15 protein-coding genes are annotated in these 16,465 nt (G+C 56.8%); 11 read left to right on the top strand and 4 right to left on the bottom strand.

Annotation, left to right across the window (positions count from 1 at the left end; all coding sequences use genetic code 11):
• The first annotated feature begins 19 nt into the window (after positions 1-19).
• Genes tsaE through trxA form a run of 6 tightly spaced genes read left to right on the top strand, consistent with a single transcriptional unit; the run spans position 20 to position 8,849 of the window.
• Positions 20-487 (top strand): tRNA (adenosine(37)-N6)-threonylcarbamoyltransferase complex ATPase subunit type 1 TsaE, encoded by a 468-nt coding sequence (gene tsaE / locus Q0903_RS06465; protein WP_299026674.1) that lies wholly within the window; start codon positions 20-22, stop codon positions 485-487.
• Positions 484-1,494, top strand: a complete 1,011-nt coding sequence (locus Q0903_RS06460; protein ID WP_299413888.1) for a phosphotransferase — start codon at positions 484-486, stop codon at positions 1,492-1,494. Before tsaE ends, Q0903_RS06460 begins: the two co-directional genes overlap by 4 nt.
• Positions 1,491-2,171, top strand: a complete 681-nt coding sequence (locus Q0903_RS06455; RefSeq protein WP_299413887.1) for a nucleotidyltransferase family protein — start codon at positions 1,491-1,493, stop codon at positions 2,169-2,171. The genes Q0903_RS06460 and Q0903_RS06455 overlap by 4 nt, the downstream gene beginning before the upstream one ends.
• Positions 2,164-5,112 carry a double-strand break repair protein AddB gene (gene addB / locus Q0903_RS06450; protein WP_299414494.1) on the top strand — a complete coding sequence of 983 codons (2,949 nt, stop codon included), beginning with the start codon at positions 2,164-2,166 and terminating at the stop codon, positions 5,110-5,112. Before Q0903_RS06455 ends, addB begins: the two co-directional genes overlap by 8 nt.
• Entirely contained in the window at positions 5,109-8,495 is a 3,387-nt protein-coding gene (gene addA / locus Q0903_RS06445; RefSeq protein WP_299413886.1) for a double-strand break repair helicase AddA, read from the top strand. Before addB ends, addA begins: the two co-directional genes overlap by 4 nt.
• 21 nt (positions 8,496-8,516) lie before the next feature.
• Entirely contained in the window at positions 8,517-8,849 is a 333-nt protein-coding gene (trxA, locus tag Q0903_RS06440) for a thioredoxin (protein WP_299026659.1), read from the top strand.
• A gap of 67 nt (positions 8,850-8,916) precedes the next feature.
• Here trxA and Q0903_RS06435 read toward each other — a convergent pair whose 3' ends face one another.
• The gene (locus Q0903_RS06435) at positions 8,917-9,822 is read right to left on the bottom strand and encodes a hypothetical protein (RefSeq protein ID WP_299413884.1); all 906 of its coding nucleotides are present in this window, start codon (positions 9,820-9,822) and stop codon (positions 8,917-8,919) included.
• A gap of 93 nt (positions 9,823-9,915) precedes the next feature.
• On the opposite strand from Q0903_RS06435, the gene hslV reads away from it, so the two are divergent.
• Genes hslV through Q0903_RS06420 form a run of 3 tightly spaced genes read left to right on the top strand, consistent with a single transcriptional unit; the run spans position 9,916 to position 13,043 of the window.
• Positions 9,916-10,473: an ATP-dependent protease subunit HslV gene (gene hslV, locus Q0903_RS06430; protein WP_299413882.1), complete on the top strand. Its 558-nt coding sequence runs from the start codon at positions 9,916-9,918 to the stop codon at positions 10,471-10,473.
• Positions 10,470-11,780 (top strand): ATP-dependent protease ATPase subunit HslU, encoded by a 1,311-nt coding sequence (gene hslU / locus Q0903_RS06425; RefSeq protein WP_299413876.1) that lies wholly within the window; start codon positions 10,470-10,472, stop codon positions 11,778-11,780. Before hslV ends, hslU begins: the two co-directional genes overlap by 4 nt.
• Before the next feature lie 39 nt (positions 11,781-11,819).
• On the top strand, positions 11,820-13,043 hold the full coding sequence (locus tag Q0903_RS06420; RefSeq protein WP_299413873.1) for an MFS transporter: 1,224 nt from the start codon (positions 11,820-11,822) through the stop codon (positions 13,041-13,043).
• Here Q0903_RS06420 and Q0903_RS06415 read toward each other — a convergent pair.
• Genes Q0903_RS06415 through Q0903_RS06405 form a run of 3 tightly spaced genes read right to left on the bottom strand, consistent with a single transcriptional unit; the run spans position 13,026 to position 15,312 of the window.
• Positions 13,026-13,625, bottom strand: coding sequence for a Smr/MutS family protein (locus Q0903_RS06415; protein WP_299026644.1), 600 nt, complete (start codon positions 13,623-13,625; stop codon positions 13,026-13,028). The two genes, Q0903_RS06420 and Q0903_RS06415, sit on opposite strands and share 18 nt — an antisense overlap.
• On the bottom strand, positions 13,622-14,632 hold the full coding sequence (locus Q0903_RS06410) for an MltA domain-containing protein (protein WP_299027732.1): 1,011 nt from the start codon (positions 14,630-14,632) through the stop codon (positions 13,622-13,624). The genes Q0903_RS06415 and Q0903_RS06410 overlap by 4 nt, the downstream gene beginning before the upstream one ends.
• A gap of 23 nt (positions 14,633-14,655) precedes the next feature.
• A complete protein-coding gene (locus Q0903_RS06405) occupies positions 14,656-15,312 on the bottom strand; it encodes a Tim44/TimA family putative adaptor protein (protein ID WP_299026642.1) in 657 nt (218 codons plus the stop codon).
• A 104-nt stretch (positions 15,313-15,416) separates the two neighbouring features.
• Here Q0903_RS06405 and Q0903_RS06400 point away from each other — a divergent pair, with 104 nt between their 5' ends.
• Positions 15,417-15,905, top strand: a complete 489-nt coding sequence (locus Q0903_RS06400) for an FxsA family protein (RefSeq protein ID WP_299413869.1) — start codon at positions 15,417-15,419, stop codon at positions 15,903-15,905.
• 73 nt (positions 15,906-15,978) lie between these two features.
• Positions 15,979-16,464 carry a protein-export chaperone SecB gene (gene secB, locus Q0903_RS06395; protein ID WP_299026636.1) on the top strand — a complete coding sequence of 162 codons (486 nt, stop codon included), beginning with the start codon at positions 15,979-15,981 and terminating at the stop codon, positions 16,462-16,464.
• The last annotated feature ends 1 nt before the right edge of the window (position 16,465 follow it).

Here is a 16,465-nt window from a genome sequence, read left to right as displayed (position 1 = left end):
GCACAGCTAGTTTGCAGCTATGGAACTGAAAATTACTCTGAACTCTCCAGAAGCAACAGCACAGCTTGCCACCGCGATAGGTCGTGGGCTGTCAGCAGGGGATTGCATCTTGCTCAGTGGCGATGTTGGCGCAGGAAAAACACATTTCGCCCGCGCATTGATCCAATCACGCCTCGCACTGCCGGAAGACGTCCCATCCCCGACTTTTACTTTGGTTCAGGTCTATGAGGTCAACGCAGATACCGAGATTTGGCACGCTGACCTCTACCGCCTCTCGGATGCCTCTGAAATAGAGGAGCTGGGACTGACCGAGGCAATGGAAACGGCTGTTTGCCTGATCGAATGGCCTGACAGATTGGCAACGCTTCGGCCCCATGATGCGCTGGACATCACCCTCACTGCGACAGATGTTGAAGAGCAACGTATTCTCACGGCCAATTGGTCGCATCCCAAGTGGGACGCACAACGAACAAGCTGGATTTCATGACCGAACGCACTGATCTTCTGAACACATTCATTCAATTTACTGGCTGGTCTGCGGCTGAACGTACCGTGATCGCCGGGGATGCATCAAACCGCAGATACGAACGGCTGAGCCGTGGCGGAAACGACACTGTGATCCTCATGGACGCGCCCGCAGACAAGGGCGAAGATGTGCGCCCTTTTATCACCATAGCAGAGCATTTGCGCAAAATCGGCCTCAGCGCGCCAAAGATCATTGCACGTGACGTTGCACAGGGTTTTTTGCTGATCGAGGACCTTGGTGATGATCTGTTCAAACAGGTCATTGCACGCGATCCCGCATTAGAACGCCCGCTGTATGAAGCGTCTATCGATGTTCTGACAGAACTACACGCAGCACACCTGCCAGAGTTGCAGCCGTATGACACAGAGACGATGACGTCGTTCGCTGCACGGGCATACGAATGGTATCTATTCGGTCTGACCGGCGCAAAAGATACTCCCGAACAGACAAAATTTGAATCTCTGATGGCAGAACTCCTTGCACCACTTTCACATGCGCCACAGGTCCTTATTCAGCGTGACTACCATGCTGAAAATTTGTTGTGGCTGCCAGACCGGCAAGGTGCCGCGCGTGTCGGATTGCTGGACTTCCAAGATGCGATGTCTGGGCATCCGGCCTACGACCTTGTCTCGATCCTTCAGGACGCACGGCGCGATGTGCCGCTTGATATTGAGAAAGCGATGATCGCCCGATATCTCGCGCAAAACCCACAAGACGAAATTGCCTTCCGCGCGGCTTATGCAATCCTTGGCGTACAGCGGAATCTGCGGATCGTAGGCGCATTTGCAAAGCTGTGTATTGAAATGGGCAAGCCGCGATATGTCGATCTGATCCCCCGTGTCTGGGAGTTTGTAGAACGTAATCTTGCACACCCTGCCCTTGCACCGATCGCCGACCACATCCGCACCACCCTGCCATTTCCGACCGACGAAAACCTTACCCTCCTCAAATCGAAATGCGCTGCATGAGCTTTTCAGTCCTCCTTTTTGCTGCGGGTTTTGGCACGCGGATGAAACATCTGACAACGGATCGACCAAAACCCTTGGTTCAGGTCGCAGGCCGCGCTTTGATCGACCATACGCTTGATCTGGCGCGCGAGGTTGAGCCGCCTCAGATCGTCGCAAACTTGCACTACCGCGCGGAAATGCTGCAGGGGCATCTGCACCCTCTGGGGGTGAAAACTGTTGTAGAAACCCCCGACATTCTGGAGACGGGCGGCGGGTTGCGTAATGCGCTGCCGCTGCTGGGTGACGGTGCTGTAATAACGATGAATACGGATGCTATCTGGCGCGGGTCAAATCCCCTGCGCGCACTGATCGCCGCTTGGAATCCAAATCATATGGACGCACTGCTGATGGGCATCCCGCCTGCACAAGCACTGGAGCATAACGGTGCAGGTGATTTCACAATCGATGAAACGGGGAGACTAAGCCGTGGTGCCGGTCTCGTTTACGGTGGGGTTCAGATTATCAAAACCGATCTTTTATCCGATATTCCCGAGCCCGCCTTTTCGCTTAATCTGGTGTGGGACCAAATGCTGAAGCGTGGCACATTGTTTGGGCTGTCTTATGACGGGAGATGGTGTGACGTTGGCCACCCCGACGGCGTTGAAACGGCTGAAAAACTGTTGGCCTCCAATGTTTGAGCGTCAGGATTCCCCGCGCGTATTCGGCCTTCCTGCAGGGGTTGATTTCCCACAGATGCTTTTTGCCGGCCTTATGAAGCGTTTTGAAGGTCAGCCGCCCGAGGCATTGGCCCGTGTTGAACTGCTGGTTAACACCCAGCGCATGGCGCGGCGCCTGCGCACACTATTTGAAGAGGGGCCTGCGCTTCTGCTCCCCCGCATCCGTCTGATTACCGATCTGGAAACCTTGGCCCCCGGTGTTGCCATGCCCCATGGTGTCCCTGCCCTGCGGCGACGGCTGGAATTGATCGGACTCATCTCGGCGCTGCTGGAAAAATCACCCGATCTGGCCTCGCGCGCCTCTCTCTATGATTTGGCAGATAGTCTCGCCGCACTTATCGACGAGATGCATGGCGAAGGTGTCAGCCCCGAAGACGTCGCAAACCTTGATGTGACCGACCAGTCGGGCCATTGGGAACGCGCCAAGGTTTTCCTTGGTATTGTGCAGACCTACCTATCCCTGACAGAAGCAAAACCCGACAAAGAAGCACGACAGCGCGCCCATGTCAGCGCCATCGCCGCGTTATGGGCTGATCAACCGCCAACTCATCCTGTCATTGTTGCAGGCTCTACCGGATCGCGCGGGACAACAATGATGCTCATGCAGGCCGTGGCGCGGTTGCCCCAAGGTGCATTGGTATTGCCCGGATTTGATTTTGACTTGCCCGCGAATGTCTGGGCCGCGCTTGATGATCCATTGATATCGGAAGATCATCCACAATATCGCTTTTACCACCTCATGAAGGGTTTGGGCGAGACTCCCAATTCTGTTACAAGCTGGCACGACTGCAGACCGCCATCCCCCCAGCGCAACAGGCTTGTATCCCTTTCTCTGCGCCCAGCGCCCGTCACCGATGCGTGGCGCATAGAGGGGCCGCGGCTCCCCGATCTGGAAGACGCGACCAAGGACATGACGCTGGTGCTGGCAGAGACACCGCGCGCCGAGGCCTTGGCGATCGCTTTGCGATTGCGAAAGGCGGCAGAGGACGGACAGACAGCCGCGCTGATTACACCTGACAGGATGTTGGGCCGCCGCGTGACATCTGCGCTTACCCGCTGGGACATTTTGCCCGACGACAGTGCCGGCACGCCACTTCACCTCTCACCACCCGGTCGGTTCTTGCGCCATGCGGCAGCCCTTTTGTCGCGACGGTTGGATGCCGAGGCACTGCTGACCCTGCTCAAACATCCGCTGACCCATAGCGCGCAAGATCGTAACCTGCACCGCCTTTATACCCAGCGCAGTGAGCTGGCGATCAGGCGGCATGGTCTACCCTACCCGCAGGCAGACAGTTTTGCCGCGCTCTGTCAGGCCGAAGTTCCTGATGATGACGCAATGCACCGCTGGGCCGCTTGGGCAGGAGCGGCCTTTATGGGCCATCAGGATCATGAGACTCGACCGCTGGCACATTGGGTCGAAAAGCACCTGCATATTGCAGAGCAACTGGCAGCTGGCCCCTCGGCAAGTACAGATCACGAGCTTTGGCAGCAAAAGGCGGGGATGGAAGCGGAGCGCGTGATGCAGGAACTGGCAACACAGGCCGAGCATGGCACCGCCTTGACCAGCGCAGACTATACCGATCTGGTAGGCGCTCTATTGGCCGCTGGCGAGGTTCGCGACCGTGACGCACCGCACCCCGATATCATGATCTGGGGAACACTAGAGGCGCGCGTCCAAGGTGCTGATCTGGTGATTTTGGGCGGGCTTAATGACGGGACTTGGCCCGAAGCCCCTCCGCCTGATCCATGGCTAAACCGTAAAATGCGCAACGATGCAGGACTGCTACTGCCTGAACGGCGGGTTGGTCTGGCCGCCCATGACTATCAGCAGGCGGTTTGCGCGCGCGAAGTCTGGATCACGCGGGCGATACGCTCTGAAGACGCGGAAACCGTTCCCTCGCGCTGGGTAAACAGGCTCGGCAACCTGATGGGCGGCCTGCCAAAGCAAGGTGGTGTGGCCGCGTGGAAAGCCATGGTTGCACGTGGTGAATACTGGTTGGGGCAAGCGCGCGCATTGGAAGACGTGGCGCGTGTGCCATCCGCTGTCCGCCCTTCACCCCGCCCACCGCTGGCTGCGCGCCCGCGTGATCTGTCCGTCACGCAGATCAAAACACTCATCCGTGATCCTTATGCGATTTACGCTCGTCAATGCCTTCGGCTGCGCGCACTTCGCCCCTTGGTGCAATCCCCTGACGCGCCATTGCGCGGCACCGTCATGCATGCGGTGATGGAGGTGTTTGTAAAGTCGGTCATGGCCCATCCCGACACCCTGAACCGTGCCGAATTGATGCAGATTGCCAGAACGCAAATGACCGAACTGGTCCCTTGGCCCGCTGCCCGAACAATCTGGCTGGCCAAACTGGCTCGCGTGGCCGATTGGTTTATCGAAGGCGAGCGCACGCGTATGGCACAAGCGACTCCCATCGCATTCGAAAAAGATGCGCGCGGTGTCTTGAAGCTACCTGAACTGGGCTTCACCCTCAGTGGCGTGGCCGACCGGATTGACCGTAATCAAAGCGGCGAAGTCCAGATATACGACTACAAAACCGGCAAGCCACCTACCGACAAACAGCAAAAGCACTTTGATAAACAGCTGTTGATCGAAGCAGCAATGGTGGAACAGGGTGCATTTCTCAAAGTTGGCGCTGCACCTGTATCCGATGCAATCTTTATAGGTTTGGGCAATCCACCCAAAGAGGTATCTGCGCCGCTTGAAGAAGAGCCGCCGCACGAAGTGATCGCCAATCTGCGCAAACTAATCGCGGCCTATCTGGACCCCGATACAGGATTCACATCACGCCGAATGATGGAACAGGACGGCTTTGCCGGAGATTACGATCACCTTGCCCGCTTTGGCGAGTGGGACGCGTCAGACCCCGCAACACCAAAGGACCTGACATGAGTGGTATCCCAAATTGGAACGACGCCACCCGCGCCCAGATTACTGCCGCGCGGCCCGATACTTCTACGTGGCTCAGCGCCAATGCAGGGTCAGGGAAAACCCGCGTTCTGACGGACCGTGTGGCGCGTCTGCTGCTGGATGAAGTCGCGCCTCAGCATATTTTGTGCCTGACCTACACCAAGGCCGCCGCTTCCGAGATGCAGAACCGCCTGTTCAAACGCTTGGGCGAATGGGCGATGATGGAGGATGACGCCCTGCGTGCAGGGTTGCGTGACCTCGGTGTTCTAAAAGACATCCCCCCCGAGCAGTTGCGCGATGCACGCACCTTGTTTGCCCAGGCGATCGAGACACCGGGTGGTTTGAAAATCCAGACCATTCACTCGTTCTGCGCGTCCCTGTTGCGGCGGTTCCCGCTGGAGGCGGGCGTCAGCCCCCAATTCAAAGAAATCGAGGACCGCGCCGCAGAACTGCTCCGCGCCGATATCCTGGACACGATGGCCGAGGGGCCTGATGCAGGGTTGGTTGCAGAGCTGGCAGAGCATTATACAGGTGACAGCTTCGCATCACTGACCCAAGCGATCACGGGCAAACGGGAATTGTTCGTGAACTTGCCAAGTGATCTGAATACGCTGTTTGACCTGCCTGCGGGGTTTGACGTGACCACCCTGCCCATTGATGTGATGGATGCCGCCGTTGCCCGTTGGATGCCTGCGGCAATTGATGTGTTCGCATCCCAAAGCGCCGTCACCATGACACGGCTGGCCGATGCGCTGCGAACCATTGACTGGGCCAATCCCGATTTTTCCGACTTCGACAAACTCAAAGCCGTCATGCTAACCACGGAGTTTAAGCCAAGAAAGAGCTTTCCAACCAAGGGCGCACAGACGGCGCTAGGGCCCATGCTGACCCCGTTTGAAGACCTAGCCCAGCGCACGCTGGAAGCACACGAGCTTCAGATGCGCGCACGTAATGTCGCCCGCACTGGTGCATTGCACAGTTTCGCAACCGCTTTCATCACGCGCTACGAGGCCGAGAAACAACGCCGCGGCTGGCTGGATTTTGACGATCTGATCTTGCGGGCGCGCAGCCTTCTTAACGATCCCAAAGTGGCGGCTTGGGTTTTGTACCGTATCGACGGCGGCATTGATCATATTCTGGTGGACGAAGCGCAAGACACCTCACCGCGCCAGTGGGATGTGATCGAAAAGCTGGCGGACGAGTTTTCGTCAGGAGCTGGCGCGCGTGAGGACAACCGCGCGCGCACTCTATTTGTAGTTGGTGACAAAAAGCAGTCGATCTATTCATTTCAGGGGGCTGACCCACGCGAGTTCGACCTCAAGCGGGCCACCTTCCAGCAAAACCTCGAGGCCGCGCAACTTAGCTTCCAAAACCAGAGCCTTGATTACTCCTTCCGCTCGTCCCCTGCGATTTTGCGCGCAGTAGACCGCACGTTCAACACGCTACCTGATCCGCGCATGGGCGATACGATGACGCATTTGGCGTTCAAGGACACGCTTCCAGGGCGTGTTGACCTGTGGCCGCTGGTAGAACCCACCAAAGATGAGGACGAGCCGCCGCATTGGACCGACCCTGTTGATCGCAAAAGCCAGCAACACCACACGGTTATTCTAGCTGACCAGATCGCAGAACAGATCAAGCATCTGGTCGAGGGTGAACACTTTATTCCCGACGAAGCCGACGACCGCAGCCTAATACGCCGCCGCATCACGGCAGGTGATTTTCTTATTCTGGTGCGTGGTCGTCAAACCGGCTTGTTCTCGGAAATCATTCGCGCCTGCAAGGTGGCAGGCCTGCCTATTGCAGGGGCAGACCGCCTGAAGGTCGGAGCGGAACTGGCGGTGCGCGACATCGGCGCGCTGCTATCGTTTCTTGCTACGCCTGATGATGGTTTGTCCTTAGCAACTGCACTCCGCTCGCCCCTGTTCGGGTGGAGCGAGCAGGACATTTTTACACTTGCCCATCATCGCCCCAAAAAACTCGACCTCTGGCAGAGCCTTCGGACCCAAGAGCTGCAGTACCCGGATACACTGGCCATGCTGCATGATCTTCGGGGGCAAGTTGATTTCCTGCGGCCCTATGATCTGATCGAACGTATCCTCACCAGACACGATGGTCGCCGCAACCTTCTGGCCCGCATGGGAACCGAGGCCGAAGACGGAATTGACGCGCTTTTGGGTCAGGCGCTTGCTTATGAACGCACAGAAGTTCCCAGCCTGACCGGATTTCTGGAGTGGATGCAGGCCGATGATCTGGAAATCAAACGCCAGATCGACAGCGCCTCTGACCAGATCCGCGTGATGACGGTGCATGGAGCCAAAGGGCTGGAAGCGCCGATCGTGATCCTGCCCGACACAGGGGCGAAGACGGTCACAATCCGAGACGAGATTATCAATCTGGATGATGTGCCAATCTGGAAACCGAATGCTGCGGAAATGACCACACGGATCAGTGCCCGCATTGACGCGTTGAAAGAGGCCGACACACAAGAAAGCCTCAGATTGCTTTATGTCGCGATGACGCGGGCGGAAAAATGGCTGATTGTGGCGGCAGCGGGCAAGCTGCCCAAAGAGCGGACCAGCTGGTATCAGATGACAGAAGACGCGCTGGGCCACTTGAACGCGGTTCCATTTATCGATGGCCCTGCGCATGGCATTCGCCATGAGGAGCCAGGGTGGAACGCGCTTCCCGTCTTGGCGATTGCACCGAACCCGTCAAAAAAACCCACGTTAGAGACTGTTTTTAGAACCAACCCACCGGCACCGATGCCTCGGCGCACAGCATTGTCGCCCTCAGATCTGGGTGGCGCAAAGGCCTTGGCCGGTGATGCAGGAATGGATGAAGAAGCGGCCAAGTCTTATGGCACGCTTGTCCACAAATTGTTGGAGCATCTTGCACCGCTGGAGGAAGGGGCACGTTTGAACGCTGCCACCTTCCTGCTTGAAGATACTGATCCTGTGGTCGCACAGTCAGCACTCCGCGAAACGCTGGCTGTCTTGGACACCCCCGATCTGGCGCATATCTTTGCTACCAGTGCGCTGGCCGAAGTCGCCGTGACGGCTGATCTGGGCGACACCCGCTTGTACGGGATTATTGACCGTCTGATCGTGGGTGAAAACACTATCCTCGCAGTAGACTTCAAAACCAATCGGACAGTCCCCGCGACCCATACCGATTGCCCCGAAGGTTTGCTGCGCCAGATGGGCGCCTATGCCCATGCTTTGCAGGCCATTTATCCGGATCACCGGATCGACACGGCAATCATCTGGACCCACAACGCCACGCTAATGACACTACCGCACGAGGTCGTGACAAGCGCGTTACAACGCACAGGTCACCTTGACGCAGGCGGCGCGCCTTCTTAGGTAACTGACAAGCCCAAACCCATGGAGAGCATTATGGCCACCGTTTCCGTTACCGATGATACCTTCGACGCCGAAGTGAAAAATTCCGATATCCCCGTTGTGGTAGATTTCTGGGCAGAATGGTGTGGCCCATGCAAGCAGATCGGCCCCTCTTTGGAAGAGCTGTCGGCCGAAATGGAAGGCAAAGTGAAAATCGTCAAAGTAAACGTCGACGAAAACCCGAATTCTCCCGCACAAATGGGCGTACGTGGCATCCCTGCCCTGTTCATCTTCAAGAATGGCGAGGTCGTCTCCAACATGGCGGGTGCGCGCCCCAAAGCTGCCCTGCAAAGCTGGATCGAAGAATCCATCTAAGCGATATACAATTCCATCAAGAGAGGCGTCCCGATTGGGGCGCCTTTTTTATATCTGTTCAACGACTTTAGACAGGCCAGCCAAACCGCCTGAGACGCGCAGCAATCCGCTCTTCCGCTTCGGGACGACCTGCATTGATGCTGTTTTGTTGCCAAAACCAATGTACATAGGCTGGGTAATCAGGCCGCGCCTTGGCAACAGCAGAAAACCCCTTGGACAAATCAGCGGGATCCGCCTGAACCGCGATGTGGTGAAAGTCTACTTTGCGAAACAACAGCGCAGGTTTGCCAAAGAAGTACCCGTTGAACGCAACGCTGGAATTTTGGGTTACGACAAAATCACACTGCGCCAGTAACGCCTCCATATCTCCGCGCTGAACCGTAAGGCGCGAGTTGGACTGCTCAAGCTTTGCCAGCGCGGAAATCTCGGCGCTGTCATAGGTTTCGTTCGGGTGCAGCGTGGCAACCACGGGAGCGTCGGTATGCGACAGGCAATATCCCACCATTTCCAGCGGGCTGCATATTTGAAAGGGGCGGTGATCCAACAATCTACCCTGTAGCGGGACATAGACAAAACTGCTGCGCGTGCTGTGCTTTGGCGCATCTCCGAATAGACGGTTCTGCCAGAACCCGTAGAAACGCGCGGCCTCTTCCGCTGCCGATCTATCAGGCACAAACGGTGTTTGCGCTACGTCCCACGCCCAACGCTCGGCGCTTTGTTCAATCTGCCAGAAGGGATAGTGATAGACACGACGAAAACACAAACCACGCGCATCGGGCGGTGACTTTATATGGCTCATCGACCAACCCTTACCCTCGGGCGCGCCATGCCTGCCCAGAGTTTCAAATGAAACGCCCAGCCCCGCAGCAGCGAGAACATTTCCGATCTTGCCAATGAACGGATGTTTGCCGATTTGCGCACTTTTGCACAGCTCTGGCTCCATATAAAAAGTGACAGTGTTTTCTTCGCTCATTCGCTAACGCTATCGCCCAAGACCACGCACAACAAGGCCCGCACTTGTCCCACAGGCCTGCCCACGCCATATAGGAGCAAACACGGAGGCATCATGGCACACGACGAATTTCCCGGCTGGCACGGCACAACAATCATCGGCGTAAAAAAGGACGGCGAGGTTGTGATCGCTGGGGACGGGCAGGTCAGCCTCGGTCAGACCGTGATCAAGGGCACCGCGCGCAAAGTGCGCAGGTTATCGCCGGGTGGTTACGATGTCGTCGTGGGCTTTGCCGGATCAACGGCGGATGCCTTCACCCTGCTCGAGCGGCTTGAAGCCAAGCTGGAGGCCACACCAGGTCAGCTGGCCCGCGCCAGTGTCGAGCTGGCAAAAGACTGGCGTACAGACAAATACCTGCAAAAGCTGGAGGCGATGTTGATCGTCACAGACGGCTCTGAATTGCTGATCATTACAGGTGCAGGTGATGTGCTTGAGCCTGAACATAGTATCGCGGCAATTGGATCGGGTGGCAACTTTGCCCTCGCTGCTGCGCGCGGACTGATCGACAGCGACCGCGACGCCGAAGCCGTAGCGCGCGACGCGATGAAGATCGCCTCTGACATCTGCGTCTACACCAACGGCAACCTGACCGTGGAGAAAATCAAACCATGACCGATCTGACCCCCCGCGAAATCGTATCCGAGCTGGACCGTTTCATTATCGGCCAGAATGACGCCAAACGCGCCGTTGCCGTAGCCCTGCGCAACCGCTGGCGTTGCCGTAATTTGCCCGATGAAATCCGTGCCGAGGTATACCCAAAAAACATCCTGATGATCGGCCCCACGGGTGTGGGTAAAACCGAGATAAGCCGCCGTTTGGCGAAACTGGCCCGCGCGCCGTTTCTCAAGGTTGAGGCAACCAAATTTACCGAAGTGGGCTATGTGGGCCGCGATGTTGAGCAGATCATCCGCGATTTGCTAGACGCAGCCATTGCCATGACACGCGAACACATGCGCGAGGACGTGAAAGCCAACGCTCAAAAGGCCGCAGAAGAACGCGTGATTGACGCCATAGCGGGGCCGGAGGCGCGCGCAGGGACCCGCGACATGTTCCGCAAGAAGCTGCACGATGGTCAGTTGGACGACACCATGATCGAGCTTGAGGTCGCCGATACGACCAATCCGTTCTCGGCCATGGAAATCCCCGGCCAGCCGGGTGGTGGCGGCATGGGGATGATGAACATTGGCGATATTTTTGGCAAAGCCATGGGAGGGCGCACCACGAAGAAACGTCTTTCGGTGCGCGATAGCTATGATGTTCTGATTGGTGAAGAGGCCGACAAACTGCTGGATGACGAAACCGTGACCCGCGCCGCGGTTGAAGCGGTCGAGCAGAACGGCATCGTTTTCCTTGATGAAATCGACAAGGTCTGTACCCGCGCCGATGCGCGTGGCGGAGATGTGAGCCGCGAAGGCGTGCAGCGTGACCTGCTACCACTGATCGAAGGAACGACAGTCAGCACAAAGCACGGTCCGGTCAAAACAGACCATGTCTTGTTTATCGCGTCAGGCGCGTTCCACATTGCCAAACCGTCCGACCTGTTGCCCGAATTGCAGGGCCGCCTTCCGATCCGTGTAGAACTGCGTGCGCTGACCGAAGAAGATTTTGTACGTATTCTGACAGAAACAGACAACGCACTGACCCTCCAATACACTGCCCTGATGGGGACCGAAGACGTCACCGTCAGCTTTACCAAAGACGGGATCGCAGCACTCGCCAAGATTGCAGCGGATGTGAACCAATCGGTTGAGAACATCGGCGCACGCAGGCTCTATACCGTGATGGAGCGTGTGTTCGAAGAGCTGAGCTTTACCGCGCCGGACCGGAGTGGCGAACAAATCGTGGTGGATGCTGCATTTGTCGACACCAATCTGGGTGAATTGATGAAATCTACCGATCTGAGTCGCTACGTGCTTTAACCCCTTCCCATTCACCCGTGCGTCAGCGATCTAGGGTGAATGGGCTATCTCCGTTTCCTTATCGAAAATCGTCTGTTCCTGTTGGCGGGCTTTCTGCTGACATTTACCTCGTCCTTCGGCCAGACCTATTTCATCGCGCTTTTTGCGGGCGAGATAAAGGAAGCCTTTGACCTGAGTGATGGGCAATGGGGCGGTCTCTATACGCTTGCCACAACAGCCTCTGCTATCACTATGGTCTGGGCTGGTGCGCTAACGGATCGCTTTCGCGTGCGTCAGCTTTCATTGGCTGTGATGCTCATGCTGGCATTGGCCTGTATCAGCATGGCACTGGTGCGCAATGTTATCTTGTTAGTGGTGATACTCTATGCGCTGCGGCTGATGGGGCAGGGGATGCTTTCACAGCTTGGTGCTGTTGCGATGTCGCGCTGGTTTATCGCCACGCGGGGGCGCGCTTTGTCACTCTCGTCGATGGGGTTTTCTGCGGGGCAAGCCCTGTTGCCAATCAGCTTTGTCGCCCTTCTTGCCACATGGGACTGGCGCGTGCTCTGGCTGGTGGCCGCGGGGTGTGTGGTGCTTATGATACCTGTTATGCAAACGTTGCTGCGGTATGAACGTACCCCCCAATCCATGGCAAAAGACGCGCAAGGCCTCGGGATGGGCGGGCAACACTGGACCCGCGTGCAAATGCTGCGTCATCCCTTGTTCTACATGCTGATCCCCCTGATCCTTGGCCCTGCCGCATGGGGAACCGCGCTGTTCTTTCAGCAGGTCCACCTGACCGAAGTCAAAGGCTGGAGCCTCGCAGGCTTTGTCGCACTAATGCCTGTCTTCACACTCTCCAGCGTCATCTTCATCTTTATCACAGGCTGGGCGATTGACCGTTTCGGGGTCAAATGGATCCTGCCCTTCCAGATTATCCCCTACGGCGTGTCGTTTCTGGTAATGGCCTATGCCGATACACTTTTTGCGGCCGGAATCGCCATGTTTATCTTTGGCATCGGGCAGGGCATGCAAGGTACAGCCACGGCTGCGTTCTGGGCTGTTTTCTACGGGACCCGAAATCTTGGCGCGATCAAGGCAGCGGCGGCAGCGTTGATGGTCTTTGGCACAGCCATCGGGCCAGGGATTAGCGGTGCGTTGATTGATCTTGGAATAGATTTCCCCGATCAGATGATCCCCATCGCCGGATTCTATTTCGGGGCGGCGGTTTTGGCGGGTCTGGGAATATTGCGCTATCAGCGCGATCTACCTGTGACGGCGTAAATATACGTAATACGCCCCGCCACCGCCATGGCTCACGTGGGCCTGCGCCACTTGCAACACAACTGATTTCAACGGCTGCATTGCCAGCCACTGCGGCACCTGATGGCGCAAAACACCGTGCCGCACAGGGATCGGACCACCCTCGTCACGCTGTTTGCCCTTACCCGTCACCACAAGGATCAGGCGTTTACCACTGGCATGTGCATTCATGACGAACCCCAAAAGGGCGGGGTGGGCGCGATCCAGCGTCATACCGTGCAGGTCAATTTTACCTTCGGGCCTCAGCTTACCACGCTTTAGCTTGCCAAAAGATTTCTGATCCATCTGGACGGGGGTCTGCCTGATATGATCATGGATTGCGGGCGCAAGATCATGGGACGGCCCGCGCGACTTGCCCATAGGCTTACCCAGCAAAACGGATTTCGCCTTGCGGATGCTGCGCGGATTATCGGCGGGCGCAGGCAGGCTTGCATCCGGATCAAACCGCTCAACCTCAAGATTGCTGCGCTGCATCGCTTGGGTATTGGCGCGCACACGATCCCAAAGCTCTTGATCCTCGGCTGTCAGCCGGCGGCGTTTCATATCGCGCTTTCAGGCAGCAAGGCATAGGCGCGCTGGATCGGCATCAGCACCAATAGACGACCGGGATCGCGCAACCGGCCTGCTGCGCGGCCTGCTTCATCACCTGTACCAAAAAAAACATCCGCACGCTGGGCGCCCTTGATCGCCGATCCAGTGTCTTGGGCGATCATCAAGCGGCGCAGCGGGTCTTTGCCGTCTTTCTCGATCCAGACAGGGGAGCCGAGACGCACAAATGACGGATCAACCGCAATGGTACGCATGGTGGTAATTGACCGGTTCATGGCCCCGAGCGGGCCCTTATCGGCTGGAACCTGACTCACTTCGCGGAAGAATACGTAGGATGGGTTATGATAGAGCAGGTCCTGCCCATCCACAGGATTACGCCGCACCCAGTTCTTGATCACTTGCGCGCTGACCTGATGGGGCTGGTAGACACCACGCCGCACCAGTTCCTGCCCGATAGATCGGTAATTATGGCCGTTGGACCCCCGATACCCTACGCGCACATAATTGCCATTGGGCAGACGGATGCGGCCAGATCCCTGTATTTGCAAGAAAAACAGCTCAACCGGATCATCAACATAGGCAATGACAAGGCCGCGCCCGTCCATCACGCCACTTTCCAGAATTTCGCGCCGCGTCAGCCAAGGGCGGATTTGCCGCGCTTCGGGCGGCATCTTATAGACGGGATAACGATAGCGTGCCGTTCGGGTGAGTGAGCCGTCAAGTTCGGGTTCGAAATATCCCGTGAACAGCGCCTCTTTCCCGTCACTTATCAGGACCGGCCGGAACAATAGCTCGAAAAACGCGCGCGGTTCTGGCCGCGATTGGGCGTAAGAGCATACCGCGTTCCAATCAGGGTCTTTCATGTCTTTACAGGTGTTCAGAAACGTCTGTAACGCAGCAGCGTGATCGTCATTGTCCCAACCGTCCAGCTGGTCAAACGACAACACATCATATTTGACCTCAGACGCCAAAGGCCCCGCCAACAGCGAGGCCCCGATAATGGCACTGATGCGAATTGCGCATTTTACCCGTCTGTAGAAACCAAGAACCAATTCGGATCATCCGAGCCCATGTGGCGGGAGAATACCCACGTATCTTTTTGCTTTTTAGCATCAGTGAGGCTGCCTTCGACAATCTCGCCTTCGCTGTTGCGCACGGCCTGTGTCAGTTCCGCCACAAAGCGCAATGTCATCTCTGCCTCTTTGGTGTCGGGATCAAGCGTCACGTTCTCTAGCGACATTTCGCGCACACCGATGAAATTCGCCTCGATCGTTAGGCCTTGATCTTCGCGGGCGGCAACACCGTCTACAAAGCTCTCGTAGATGTCTTCGGACAGGAACGATTTGATCTCGTCCAGCTCGCCTGTCTCGTAGCCCATGACAATCATCTCGTAGGCACCGCGGCCACCTGCAAGAAAATCGGTCACATTAAACGACGGTTCAATGCGCTTCATCTCGGCCAACGCACGTGCTTGTGCCGTGCCTTCGTCAAAGTGATCGGTGATATCGAGATCAGGACCACCTTCGATCACTTCAAAGGCTGGGCCGCTGCGCTGGGCAGGTGGTGTCGGCAACGGCGGCTTTTCAAAGCCTTCCCGCGTGCCGAGCACATTTTTCAGCCGCAGGATCAAAAAAACCGCGATTGCGGCAAGCACCAAAAGCTGGATAAGCGGCGAATTCATATGGACCTCTTGAAGACTGGGCGTAGAAACTAACGCGTTGGCCTCTTATGTAGGGTTGAAGGTGCTCCAAGTCCACTGTGGGCCCAATGAAAGGAAGCAATTACATGTGGCTTTTAATCGCATTCATCGCGGTCCCCCTGATCGAGATCGCATTATTCATCCAAATCGGCGGTTTTATCGGGCTTTGGCCGACCCTGTTGATTGTCCTGCTCACCGCAATTGCAGGTACCTATCTGGTACGTAGTCAGGGACGCATGGCGTTAGGGCAGCTTCAACGCTCGTTCAGCGAATTACATGACCCAACAGAGCCATTGGTCCATGGCGCGATGATCCTGTTTTCCGGCGCGCTTCTACTGACGCCAGGTTTCTTTACGGATGCAGTGGGTTTTGCCCTGCTGGTACCGGCGATCCGTCAATCTGTCTATAAATCCATCCGTGCCCGTGTGAAGGTACACAGCTTCGGCGCGCCAGGTGCTGGCGCACAGTATGATCCCAATCCCCCGCGCAGCAGCACTGATGTCATTGATGGCGAATTTACCGAATTGCCTGATGATGACGCGCCGAAAGGCACCTCGGGCTGGACCAAAAACTAAGGCGTTGAGCGCTTTGCCCTGACCTGATAAGCGGGACCGATTACATTCCAACCTCCAAAGAGGAGAGCCTATTATGGCCGAAGAAGCAGCCACTACACCCCCATCCCCACAACTCCGCGTTCTGGGGCAGTTCATTCGCGATATGTCGTTTGAAAACATCATGGCACAAAAAGGTGCGCCAAGCGACGTACAACCCGATGTTCAGGTTCAGGTTAACCTTGACGCAAAAAAGCGCAGTACTGAAAACCAGTATGAATCTTCCATCAAGCTGAACGTCACATCCAAAGCAAAGGGCGGTGACACTACGTTGTTCGTGCTTGAAATCGACTATGTCGGCATTTTCGACATTCAGGAAGTACCGGAAGAGCAGCTGCACCCCTTCTTGCTGATCGAGTGCCCTCGCATGATCTTCCCCTTCCTGCGCCGCATCGTCAGCGACGTTACACGCGATGGTGGTTTCCCACCGCTCAACCTTGAGAATATTGATTTCGTATCGCTTTACCGCAACGAGATCGCGCGCCGTCAGGCCGAGGCACCTGCACCTACCGCAGACGCCTAAA

It is taken from the genome of uncultured Sulfitobacter sp., assembly GCF_947502895.1.
GTDB lineage: Bacteria > Pseudomonadota > Alphaproteobacteria > Rhodobacterales > Rhodobacteraceae > Sulfitobacter.
Note: the sequence above shows the minus strand (reverse complement) of the source record. Positions and strands in the feature narration are given on the sequence as shown.